General features: G+C 67.7%; 11 protein-coding genes. 3 read left to right on the top strand and 8 right to left on the bottom strand.

The window, feature by feature from the left end; genetic code table 11:
* Both VFP86_16690 and VFP86_16685 read left to right on the top strand, forming a co-directional pair.
* Positions 1–778 (top strand): NAD-dependent epimerase/dehydratase family protein (locus VFP86_16690; GenBank protein ID HET9001278.1); only part of this gene is annotated, 778 nt, incomplete at its 5' end.
* Positions 779–790: 12 nt separating this feature from the next.
* Positions 791–1,414, top strand: coding sequence for a hypothetical protein (locus VFP86_16685; protein HET9001277.1), 624 nt, complete (start codon positions 791–793; stop codon positions 1,412–1,414).
* On the opposite strand, the gene VFP86_16680 is transcribed toward VFP86_16685, so the two are convergent.
* The 3 genes from VFP86_16680 to VFP86_16670 are packed head-to-tail and all read right to left on the bottom strand — an operon-like array spanning position 1,411 to position 5,463.
* The gene (locus VFP86_16680; protein HET9001276.1) at positions 1,411–3,033 is read right to left on the bottom strand and encodes a glycosyltransferase family 39 protein; all 1,623 of its coding nucleotides are present in this window, start codon (positions 3,031–3,033) and stop codon (positions 1,411–1,413) included. The two genes, VFP86_16685 and VFP86_16680, sit on opposite strands and share 4 nt — an antisense overlap.
* Positions 3,034–4,203, bottom strand: coding sequence for a lipid-A-disaccharide synthase-related protein (locus VFP86_16675; GenBank protein ID HET9001275.1), 1,170 nt, complete (start codon positions 4,201–4,203; stop codon positions 3,034–3,036).
* 15 nt (positions 4,204–4,218) lie between these two features.
* Positions 4,219–5,463: an MFS transporter gene (locus tag VFP86_16670; protein ID HET9001274.1), complete on the bottom strand. Its 1,245-nt coding sequence runs from the start codon at positions 5,461–5,463 to the stop codon at positions 4,219–4,221.
* Between the two features lie 209 nt (positions 5,464–5,672).
* Between VFP86_16670 and VFP86_16665 the strand changes: the two genes are divergently transcribed.
* Positions 5,673–6,611 carry a farnesyl diphosphate synthase gene (locus tag VFP86_16665; GenBank protein HET9001273.1) on the top strand — a complete coding sequence of 313 codons (939 nt, stop codon included), beginning with the start codon at positions 5,673–5,675 and terminating at the stop codon, positions 6,609–6,611.
* An 18-nt stretch (positions 6,612–6,629) separates the two neighbouring features.
* On the opposite strand, the gene VFP86_16660 is transcribed toward VFP86_16665, so the two are convergent.
* The 5 genes from VFP86_16660 to VFP86_16640 form a co-directional block, all read right to left on the bottom strand.
* Positions 6,630–8,183 carry a molybdopterin-dependent oxidoreductase gene (locus VFP86_16660; GenBank protein ID HET9001272.1) on the bottom strand — a complete coding sequence of 518 codons (1,554 nt, stop codon included), beginning with the start codon at positions 8,181–8,183 and terminating at the stop codon, positions 6,630–6,632.
* A 92-nt stretch (positions 8,184–8,275) separates the two neighbouring features.
* Complete coding sequence (locus tag VFP86_16655) at positions 8,276–8,941, bottom strand: NADH-quinone oxidoreductase subunit C (protein ID HET9001271.1); 666 nt, start codon at positions 8,939–8,941, stop codon at positions 8,276–8,278.
* Complete coding sequence (locus tag VFP86_16650) at positions 8,938–9,411, bottom strand: NADH-quinone oxidoreductase subunit I (protein ID HET9001270.1); 474 nt, start codon at positions 9,409–9,411, stop codon at positions 8,938–8,940. Before VFP86_16650 ends, VFP86_16655 begins: the two co-directional genes overlap by 4 nt.
* A gap of 10 nt (positions 9,412–9,421) precedes the next feature.
* Positions 9,422–10,525, bottom strand: a complete 1,104-nt coding sequence (locus VFP86_16645; protein ID HET9001269.1) for an NADH-quinone oxidoreductase subunit D — start codon at positions 10,523–10,525, stop codon at positions 9,422–9,424.
* A 10-nt stretch (positions 10,526–10,535) separates the two neighbouring features.
* The gene (locus VFP86_16640; GenBank protein ID HET9001268.1) at positions 10,536–11,132 is read right to left on the bottom strand and encodes an NADH-quinone oxidoreductase subunit B family protein; all 597 of its coding nucleotides are present in this window, start codon (positions 11,130–11,132) and stop codon (positions 10,536–10,538) included.
* Between the last annotated feature and the right edge of the window lie 43 nt (positions 11,133–11,175).

The following is an 11,175-nucleotide window of genomic DNA, read 5'->3' as shown; positions in this document are numbered from 1 at the left end:
CGTCCACTGCGGTGCGCTCTACTCCTTCTCGCCCCATGACCGCCCGGCGCTCCGGCCGGTCAACGTCATGGGCACGGCCGGCCTGCTGGAGGCCGCTCGGATCGCCGGCGTCGAGCGCGCCGTGGTGACGTCCAGCGCGGCGACCGTGGGCCCGGCCGGCCCGGACGGCAAGCCCTCCACGGAGACCGCGTGGGCGGTGAATGGCACGCGCTCCGCCTACCACCACTCGAAGCTCGAGCAGGAGTACGCCGCGCTGGCGGCGCGCGTGCCGACCGTACTGGTGCTGCCAACATCGCCGGTGGGTCCCGGCGACTGGAAGCCGACGCCGACAGGCCGGCTGATCGTCGATTTTGCGCGCGGCCGCGTCTTCGCCGCTCCGCCTCCGGGAGGGACCAATCTCGTCGCGGTCGAGGACGTCGCGCGAGCCCACGTGCTTGCCCTGGAGCGCGGCCGACCCGGAGAACGGTACCTCATCGGGGGCGACAATCTCAGCCTCGACCAGGTATGGCAGCTGCTCGCGGAGGTGACGGGACGCGCCGCACCCCGCTGGCGGATCCCCTATGCCCTGGCCGTGCTGATGGGATGGATTGATGAAGGGCGCTGCCGGATCCAACCGCGCGCCCAGCCGCGCGTACCGCTGGAGGGCGTGCGGATGTCGGTCCAGCAGATGTACGTCGATAGCTCCAAGGCGAAGACGGAACTCGGGTACCAACCGGGACCGGTACGCGACGCGCTCGAACGCGCCGTGGCGTGGTACCGAGCCCATGGGTATGCGTAAGGAGGCCCCGCGGTGGGGGATGCCGCCGCGGTCACCGTAGTCACGGCCACGCGCCTGGAGGCGTGGGCCGTTCGCCGCACGGTGCGGGGCGCGCGCATCATCGAGGCCGGAGTCGGCCTTCGCCGGCTGCGCCGAACAGAGATCGGCCAGGTCGCGGTCACCTGCGGATTGGCAGGCGCGGTGCGTCCCGGCCTGCCGACAGGGTCGGTCATCATTCCGGACAAAGTGCTCCGGCCGGATGGCGGATGGCTCACGTGCGACCCGTCCCTCGTGGCCGCCCTCGTGGCGGCATCACAGGAGCTCGGATGGGAACCGGACCGCGGCCCGCTCGGGACTGCTTCCACGTTCGTTCGGGGCGCGGCGCGCCAATCGTGGGTCGATCGAGGGTGCGTCGCCGTCGACATGGAGACCGGGCTGCTCACCGCGTCGCGGATCGCTGCCGTGCGCGTCATCCTCGATACGCCGGAGCGGGACCTCTCGGAGGTGTGGCAGCGGCCCGCGCTGGCGCTCGCCCACCCAGAAGTGTGGCGAGAGGCCATCTGGCTGTGCCGGGAGGCGCCCCGGTGCGCCCGGCGTGCCGCCGCGGTCCTCGCGGCGGCGTTGCGCGCGTACGCGCGCCGCGCGGCGACACGTTAGGGGCACCGCATCGAGGCGGGCTTGATAAAGACAAGCGTGCCGCGTCGCTCCGCGAACAGGCTGAGCCCCGACAGCGCCTGTGGCAGCTTTGCCATCTCCTCCCTGGTAATCAGGAGAAACACCCGGCCGGGCGCGCAGAGGTCGCTGTGCAGCGCGGCGGGCGTTTCGGCCCACTCGGTCCGGTGACCGGTGTAGAAGATGAGCGATGACGCGATGTCCATCTTGTACCCGACGATGCGATCACCGGGTTGGAGGACGGGTCGGATCTCGCGGGCCAGCGGTTTCGTCGGAGGCATTTGCGCTTCCACGAGAGGGATGACCCAGGTCAGCAGCGCGAGCCACGTGATCGCCACGGCGGCCCACAGGGCGACGAACGACGCGACCGCCCGGCCTGCCACGGCGAGGAGGAGGACGATCCCGATGCCCGCCGCGAGCACCCAGGCCGGAATCAGCAACGCGTGCCGCGCCGTCTGATACGCCCCCGGATGGTACACGGCGAGATACGCGGCCACCGCCGACAGCAACGCCATGACGAGGATCAGGAGCGCCCACAACGCGGTTGTGATCGGCGGGGTCAGCCGCTTCGACGCAAGGACCGGTTCCCACAGCACGGCGACCCCCACCGCCGCAAATGGAAAGATCGGCATGATGTACCCGGGAAGCTTGGTCTGGGCCGCCGAGTAGAAAAGAAACGGTATCGCCACCCCCAACAGGACGAGCAGGCTGCCATCCGAGACCCGCCAGCGGCGGACGTGCAGCGCCGCCGCGGCCGGCCAAAATGCCGTCCAGGGGAACCCGCCAAACAGCGCCACCGGCAGATAGAGGTACCACGGCCCGGCGTGCTTCTCGACGACCCCGAAATACCGGTGCAGAGTGTAGTACCCGAAGTTGGACGAGACAAAGGCTCGTCCATGCAGCGCGATCTGCGCGGCATACCAGGAGAGTCCCACCACCGCATAGACGGCCAGACCCGCACCCCACGGCACCTCCCGCAAGCTGGCCCATGCCCGGCGCAGGCCGACAAATGCGATGAGTACAAGCCCCGGGAGCACGAGCCCGATCGGCCCCTTCGTCAGGGTGGCCAGGCCGGCGAACAGGAAGAAGCGGACGTACTCGGCGCGCCGGCGAGTTGCGTACCCGCGGTAGAAGGCCCAAACGGCCAGCAGCATCCACGCAAGCAGCACGGTGTCGAACACGGCTAGGCGGGACTGGATCAAGTACTGGAAGGTGACCGCGAGCATGGCCCCCGCGAGCAGCCCGACCCGGGGTCCGAACAGGACCCGACCCAACAATACCGTCGCGTACACCGCGACGATACTGAACAGTGCCGACCAGATTCGCACGGACCACTCGGAGAACCCCACCAGGCGCCCGGTCGCGGCGACGAGCCACAAGTAGAACGGGGGGTGCACATACCAGGGCTGGCCGTTGACATGCAGCGTCACCGGGTCGCCGGTCTGGACAATCTCCGCGGCGATCTCCGCGTAGTTCCCCTCGTCCTGATCGAACAAGGGAGGGACACCGAGCCGGTACAGGTCGAGGAGCGCGCACGCCACCAGCAGAAGTGCGACCGCACAGCGCTCTCGCGCGGTCCATCGAGGATCGGACGGAGAAGCCACCTACGCGATCAACTGGTTGAGACCGAGCCTGTCCAGGAGGTACCCCGCGATCATCGCGGCTCCTCCCGGCCCTCCCTGGCGCGCCCGCCCAATCTGTCCCCTGCGCTCGCGTTCATGCGGGTCCGCGAGCAAGGCCGCCAGCGCAACCCCCGCTTCATCCCACGTCGCAGTGTCGATCAACGCGTCGCCGAGGAGCCGCCGTTGGCCTTGAAGGAAGCCGGGCCTGAACTGTGGCCCCGTCCCCGGGAAGGCCACGACCGGTTTGCCAAGTCCGGCCGCGTGCTCGTGCGCAGCCCCCGCCATGCCCAACACGGCGGTCGCGCGCTCGAGGGCGTCAGAATAGTGTGTCGTGGTCACCGTGACCTCGATCTCCTGGAAGCGGAAATGGGTGGGATCCTTCCATACGCCCCCCTGCGCGGTGATGGTGTGCCTGAGGCGAGCCACGGGCAGCTGGGCGGCCCATGCCAGGAGGATCGCCGGCGCCGGCGTCGTCCGAGCCGAGGCCATGTTGGCAGCCCGCAGCAGGGGGATGAGGTTGTCGTAGGCGGGCGACTTACTCCCCGGCAGCACGGTGACCACCGCTCGGCCCTGAGGCAGACCGAACGTCTCCCCCGAGGGCCGGAGGGCATCCATCATCCAGAACCCACAGAACCGGGCATTCACCCCCTGCGCCCGCAAGACGGTCGCCGTGACCTCGTCTCGCGTAAAGACCTGGCTCGCGAGCCGCCGAAGCAGCCAGACCTCGACCGGATTGTAGGGCGCGAAATACTGCGACTTCGTCCCCGCGAGAAATACCCTCGGGCCGCCCGCGGGGCTCGCCATCGCCAGACAGTAGACATCTCCTGAGACGAGCACGAGATCGACGCGGCCGCGTTGGGTTCGAACGGTCCGGCACTGACTCAACCAAAACCGGAGGATGCCCTGGGCGAGGTCCTCCCGGAAGCTGCGCCACCCGGCGATCCAGCCGAACCCGCCGCTGGGGAACTCGCGCCGGGGTTCGAGCAGCGTGACCCCGGGCGGATAGTGGGACCCAAGACCGACGAGCGGATACACGATGACATCCAGGCCCTCGCGGGGCAGGGCCCGGACCACCTCGGACGCGCCGACATCCTCACCGTACCCGTTGCTGACGACCAGGAGGCGCTTCGGATTCACGCCGCGCAGCGCCATGGCGTGCGTCTCTGTTCAGCTGGGGACATCAGGCGCCTCAATTCGATACAAGGTCTCCATCGATCCTGCCGGGTCTGAGGGCCCGCCGCGCTGCTCTCCTCGAGTGAGGAGATACGTCCCCGCCGCCGTCAACACGGCCGCCATCAGCAGCACCAGCACACGATAGTCGATCACGAAGATCAGCATGGCCCCGAGCGCGATCGAAGCGACTTGCGGCACGCCCAACACCGTGCCGAAGGCGGAGGCCACCCGGCCCTGCAGGTGGGCGGGCGTGGCCCGCTGGACCAGCGTGTTGGTCCCGACGATGATCCACGGGAGCCCGATCCCGAACAGAATCACGCCGAGGACCACCCCGGCCAACGAGGGCAGGGCCAGGAGGGGCGACCCGATCGCGCCGAGCACCAGACCCATCCCGGTGACGGCGCCTTCACCAAGCACGGACATCACCCGTGCGGCCGTCAGGCCACCCACCAGGCCGCCGATCCCCATCACGCCGATCAGCACACCGAGGAACGTCGGGGGACGATGCAGTCCCTGGTCGACCACCGCGAAGATGACGGTCTGACCGAACCCAAACACGCACGACGCCAGGATGCCCACGAGCACCAACTGGCGGAGCCGAACCGTACCCATGATGTGCCGGACCCCGGCCAGCAACTCCACGTCGATTCGAGCGTTCCTCCGCTCCGGCACGCCCTCCGCGACGCGGACGAACCCGATCGCGATTGCCGCCACGAAGAACGTCAGGGCATCCAAGACCGCCACAAAGGCTCCGCCCCGCCACGCGAACAGCGCCGCGCCCGCCATCGGACCAATGAGGTGCAGCCCTTGCCAGACCGTCTGCATCGCCGCGTTGTTCTCCCCCAACAGTTCCCGCGGGAGCATCACGGTGAACATCGCCGACTGCGCCGCGTTGATGATGGTGTAGGACGCACCATACAGGAACACGACGAGGTAGATGAGCCACACGTCCCCTTTGCCGTGCACGAGCAGCAGCAGCAGGACCATCGCGCCGGTCGCCACGTTCGCGAGGATGAGCAGCGGCCGCCGCCGCACGCGATCCACGAGCAGGCCGGAGGCGGGGGCGAAGAGCGCAGGCACGCCGAGGATGAAGAAGATGAGTCCGGCGGCCCCGTTGCTCCCCGTGAGGATCTTCACCCACACCGCCACGGCGAGAAAGAGCGCGGTGTCGCCAAAGAGCGACAAGGCGGTCCCGGCGAGATAGAGTTGCGCATTGCGCAGCGTCAGCAGTCGGCTCATATCACCCCATCGCCGGCAGTTGCGTGCCACAGCGCGACCAGGGTATAATACCACAATGCAGGATTGGAAAATCAGCAGGACATTCGTGACCACCGATCCGGTGGTCCATTTCTTTGGCGGCGAGGCGGCTGGGGACGCGAAGTACCGGACGCCGGCCGAGCGCCGCTGTGGCCGCGCGAGACAGACTCCCCGCTAGCGAGGATGCGTGCGTGTCGGATACCCAGCCCGGTCGATCCTTGACCCTCTCGAGAGAAGCCCTGGACGCGGTGGGGACGCGTCTGGAAGAGCACCGCCGAGCGATCGAGCGCGCGCTCGACCGGTTCGTCGCTGCGGACGACGAGCCGTCCCGGCAGGTGCTCGAGGCCATGCGCCACAGCCTGTTCGCGGGCGGAAAACGCCTCAGGCCGATCCTGGTGCTCGCCGGGGCGGAGGTGGCGGGGATGGCCGCGGAGGCGGTGCTCTCCGCGGCGTGCGCGGTCGAACTGATCCACACCTACTCACTGATTCACGACGATCTTCCCTCGATGGACAACTCGCCGACCCGGCGGGGCCGGCCCACGTGCCATGTCCTCTACGGCGAGGCGATCGCCTTGCTGGCCGGCGATGCGCTGCACGCGTACGCGTTCGAGCTGCTGGCGCGAAATGCGGCCCCCGAGGTGCCGGCCGACCGGGTGGTGAGGGCGATCGCCGAGCTGGCGCGGGGGATCGGACCCCACGGCATGGTGGGCGGGCAGGCGCTGGACCTCTTCGCCTCCGGAGAGCCGTTAGCTGCGGCCGACGTGCACGAGATCCACCGCCTCAAGACCGGATCCTTCATCCAAGCCTGCGTGCGAATTGGAGGCCTGCTCGGTGGCGCGGCGGCGGGAGATCTCGACGCCCTGAGCCGCTACGGCAAACACGTGGGGCTCGCGTTTCAGATCGTGGACGATATCCTCGATGTCGTTGGCGAAGAGACGAAACTCGGCAAGGGCACCGGCAGCGACGCGGCCCAGGCCAAGATCACCTTTCCATCCGTGTTCGGTCTGGCCCCCTCCCGGCGCCTCGCCCAGGAAGCGACGGCCCAAGCGATTCTCGCCCTCGAGCCGCTCGGGGACCGAGGCCGATGGTTGCGGGATCTCTCGATGTATCTCCTCAGTCGCGATCGGTAACGGTCGAGCGGTCCTGAGTTATGCGAAGTGCACCTTCACCGTGTGATAGCCTTGACCGCCGTCGGGCAGCGTGGGCTTCGGCTCCGCGGGCTGCAGTACACCCTTCCCGTCGGTCGCGCGGACCTGAATCGTATAGTCGCCCGGTTTGGGGGGCGTCCACGTCGCCGACCAAAACTGCCAGGTATTTTCGCCGAGCGCCTCTTTGACGGCCGCCGGAAGCCACGTCTTCCCGCCGTCGTGGCTGAACTCCACCTTTGAGATCCCCCGATTGCCGGCGAACGCCCACCCGCCCAACGCGAGATCGGCGCCTTCTTTCGTCTCGACCCGGAATGCGCTGTTGACCTTCACGTAGGCGTCCTGGCTCCACCCCTGCTGCTCCCAGTACCCTTTGGTGCTCCGATACTCCTGGGTGGAGACTTCGATGGAGGTGAGCCACTTGGGCTGCTTCATGCCGTAGCGGTTGATCAGCAGCACACGCACGGGGGCGCCGTGCTTCTGCGGGATCGGCTCGCCGTTCATCTCGTAGGCGAGCAGCGTCAGCGGATCGGTGGCGATCTCCAGCGGAATCGACTCCGTGTACCCGTCCGCGGCATGCCAGATCACCGTCTTCGCCCCCGGCTTGACCCCGGCCAGGGCCAGGATGTCCTTGACGCGCACGCCCTTCCACTTCGCGTTGCCGATCAAATCGCCGCCGACCTCGTTGCTGATGCACTCAAACGTCTGGTGCCGTTCGACCGCCGGCGCGGCCTTCTTGAATTCGTCCAAGGTCAGCTTGAGCGGTTTGGACACCGCCCCCTTGACGTCGAGCTCCCACTTGGCGATATCGACCGTGGGATCGAAGAAGTTCTTGGAGATCTGGTAGAACTGGCCGTTGGGTGTCACTTCCGGCGGCATGCCCTTGACGAGGGCGAACGTCTGGGCGGCCGCCGCAGCCACCCGTGATGCCGCGCTGCCGATCCACGTCACACAGCGCGTCCCCGCGGCCGCGGCCACGAGCACGATGGCCGAACGGCGCAGGACGTCACGCCGGGTGACCGCATCCTGAGAGACGGCGGCCGGTGACGCGCTCGAGGGGACTGTGATCGAACCGACCCCGGCCGGTCCGGCGAGGAGCACCAGCACCACCGCGTACACCACGCTGGCCAGCGCCATCGAGACCGCGGGGGACGTCACGAGGGTGGTCAGCGGGACGCCGAGGAATCCCCCCTCGATGAACGGCAGGAAGGCGTAGGTGAGCAGCACCCACGTGATCACCGCCGTCGCCGCAGCGAGGAGCGGACGCGCGCGGCGCGTCTGCCGGGTGCCCCAGGCGTACACCACGCCGCCGAGCCCGAATCCGACCACGCTCGTCACGATCGCCATGACGAACCCCAGCGGCTTCGCGAGGTGCTGAAGCTTGGCCAAAACGAGCGCGAAGAGTTGATACGGGAGCAGCCGGATCATGCGCTCGGCGAGCGCCTCCGGAAGCGTCGGCATCCCCGTCGCGTAGCGGTAGGCAAATAGGACGAGCATCACCGCAGCACCGCCGGCCGCGCCAGCCCAAAATCCACGCACCAGATTAGGCCGTCTCATGGTCACCCACCTCGGAATTCTTGGATGCTGGGGTCCGTGGCCATGCTAAGCCGCCAGTGTAAAGCTTTGATAAAGTCTGGATAACGCCGGGGTCAGGCGCGCTGGCCGCGGTCGGCCCACTCGTCACCCGTGGCGGCGATCTCCCGCTGGCGTTGGGTCGCCAGGTCGACCAACCACTGAGGATCCTCGTAGACGTAGTCTTTCCGCAGCGGGTGGCCCTTCCAATCGGCGCTCATCATGATGCGCCGGAGGTTGGGATGGCCGTCGAACACAATGCCGAAGAGGTCGTAGATCTCCCGCTCGTGCCAGTCCGCGCCGCGCCACAGCCCGGTCACCGACGGCATCCGCGCATCGTCTTTGGAAAGGGGCACTTTGAGGGTGAGGCCGTGGCCTTTGGCGAGCGAACCCAGGTGGTAGATCATGTCGAAGTGATCCGGCCAGTCGATCGCCGACACGAACGACAGATAGGTGAGATCGAACTCTGGATGGTCGCGGAGCCACCGGCAGACCTCGAGGATGTCCTCTTTCGGCACCAAGACGGTGGGCCCCAGGTGGCGGTACACCTTGGACTCTTCGCGCTTGATAGGCCGGGGCGCGGGCTTCCCCTCGGCTTTGGCCTGGTCGACGGCGGCCTGCCATTCCCGCTCCTTGGCCGCCCACTCCTGGTCGGCCTTCGCCTCTTCCCCGTGCTGCTCGGCGACCAGATCGCGCACGCGGGGGAAGCGCTGCAGCAGCTGGGCGATGCGCTCGGGGATCACCGCCGCGCCCCTCCGACGATGCCGCGGGCGATCGGCTCCTTCGGAGCCGCCTGGTGGAGGTCGTCGAGATCGTAGAGGAGCCGGCCGCGGTTGTACGTGGAGGCCTCGTAGTGGGGCACGAACACAATCGCCTCGGTCGGGCAGACCTCGACGCAGTACCCGCAGTAGCAACACTTGTCCATCTCGATATCGAACCGCGTCAGCACCCGCTCCTTGCCCTTGCCCTCGGCCTCGATGTGGATGCATCGATCGGGGCAGATCCGCTCGCACTGGAAGCAGATGATGCAGCGATCCTTGCCGGTCTCCGGGTCGATCGGCAGCGCCAGAAGGCCATGGAACCGGTGAGACACATCGACCCTCTCGACCGGATACTTCACCGTCACCTTGCGGCGGAGCATCACGCGGAAGCTCAGCCCCAGCCCTGTCGCCAGCGCGGTCACCGCGCGTGTCGCGCGAATCAACAACGGCATCTGGATCCCCCTACCGATCGACGTCCGAGAGCACGATATCGATGCTGCCCAGGATCGCGATCACATCGGCGATCTTCCAGCCCTTCATCATCTCGGTCAGCGCGAAGAGGTTGCTGAACGACGGGGCGCGGATCTTCACCCGGTACGGGGTCTCGCCGCCGTCGCTCACGATGTGGATGCCGAGATCCCCTCGAGGCGACTCCGTGTGCACGTACGCCTCCCCGCGGGGCGCCTTCATGGTCATCGGGACCCGCGTGCGAATCTCGCCGCCGGGCAGGCCGCGCAGCGCCTGCCGGATGATCCGGACCGACTGACGCATCTCCGTGAGGCGGACGAGATACCGCGCGTAGCAGTCGCCGTCGGTGAGCACGGGGACGTCAAATTCCATCTTGTCGTAGACTTCGTACGGTGATGCTCTGCGCACATCGTAGGCGATTCCGCTCGCGCGGGCCACCGGGCCGGACGCGCCCATCGCGAGCGCGTCCGCGCGGTTCATCTTGCCGACCCCCTTGGTCCGAGCGATGAAGATCGGGTTCCCCGTCAAGAGGGTGTCGTACTCGTCGACCCGGAGGAGGAAGTAGTCGAGGAACGCGCTGCACTCCTCGGCCCACCCCTCCGCCAGGTCGGCGTAGACGCCGCCGATGCGAAAATAGACGTGGTGGAGCCGGCCCCCCGTGACCTTCTCAAACAAGTCCAGAATCATCTCGCGTTCGCGGAAGCACCACAGGAACACCGTGGTGGCCCCGATGTCGATCGCCCACGTGCCGAGCCAGACCAGGTGGCTGGCGAGCCGGTTCAGTTCCAGGAAGATCGTGCGAATGTACCGGGCCCGGTCGGGGATCTGGATGCCGGCGAGCCGCTCCACCGCCAGGCAGTAGACCTCCTCGTTGTTGAGGGCGATGAGGTAGTCCATCCCCCGATCGACCAGGGCCACGTTCTGCACGTATGTGCGGTGCTCCATCATTTTCTCGACGGAGGAATGGAGGTACCCGATGTCGGGCTGGACTTCGACGATGTTCTCGCCGTCTAGGGTGACGACCATCCGCAGCACCCCGTGGGTACTCGGGTGCTGGGGCCCCATGTTGAGCATGAGCTCCTCGGTCCGAAGCGCCATGCGCCGCCTCCTACGCGCCGCGAAGCGCCGCGGCGGCCTGCTGCCGCAAGATCGGCTCGCGCTTGATCTTTTCCTGAAGTTTGAGGATCCCCTCGATCAGGGCTTCCGGGCGCGGAGGGCAGCCGGCCACGTACACGTCGACCGGGACGACCTGATCGATCCCCTTGAGGATGGAGTAGTTGTCGTAGTAAAACGGACCGCCGCAGGTCGCGCACGACCCCATCGAGATCACGTAGCGGGGTTCGGGCATCTGCTCCCACAGACGGCGGACGATCGGCGCGATCTTGATCGTCGCCCGGCCCGCGACGATGATAAGGTCGGCCTGCCGCGGCGTGGCGCGTGGGATGATGCCCATGCGGTCCAGGTCGAACCGGCTGGCGTACGCCGCCATCATCTCGATGGCGCAGCACGCGAGCCCGAACGTCAACGGCCAGATCGACGAGGCGCGCCCCCAGTTGAGCGCCGCCTCCACGGTCGTCAGAATGAAGCCGCCTCCGGGAAGGCTGTCCAAGATCGCGACCGCATCCGAGATCGGAGTGACCTGGCTCCCGCGCGGAGCGGCTCCGGCGCCATTCGGCTCGGGCCCCGCAACAAACCCTGTGGACATGGTGGTGTGCTCCCTCCGGATCCCGGTTCGCGCTCGATCCGCC

The sequence above is a fragment of the bacterium genome (assembly GCA_035703895.1).
In the GTDB taxonomy this organism is placed as follows: Bacteria; Sysuimicrobiota; Sysuimicrobiia; order Sysuimicrobiales; family Segetimicrobiaceae; genus Segetimicrobium.
Note: the sequence above shows the minus strand (reverse complement) of the source record. Positions and strands in the feature narration are given on the sequence as shown.

What these genes read in the sequence shown, in the direction of transcription:
- VFP86_16675 (HET9001275.1), bottom strand. Translation starts at nt 4,203, where the DNA reads ATGGCGCTGCGCGGCGTGAATCCGAAGCGCCTCCTGGTCGTCAGCAAC.
- VFP86_16650 (HET9001270.1), bottom strand. Translation starts at nt 9,411, where the DNA reads ATGCCGTTGTTGATTCGCGCGACACGCGCGGTGACCGCGCTGGCGACA.
- VFP86_16640 (HET9001268.1), bottom strand. Translation starts at nt 11,132, where the DNA reads ATGTCCACAGGGTTTGTTGCGGGGCCCGAGCCGAATGGCGCCGGAGCC.
- VFP86_16660 (HET9001272.1), bottom strand. Translation starts at nt 8,183, where the DNA reads ATGAGACGGCCTAATCTGGTGCGTGGATTTTGGGCTGGCGCGGCCGGC.
- VFP86_16670 (HET9001274.1), bottom strand. Translation starts at nt 5,463, where the DNA reads ATGAGCCGACTGCTGACGCTGCGCAATGCGCAACTCTATCTCGCCGGG.
- VFP86_16645 (HET9001269.1), bottom strand. Translation starts at nt 10,525, where the DNA reads ATGGCGCTTCGGACCGAGGAGCTCATGCTCAACATGGGGCCCCAGCAC.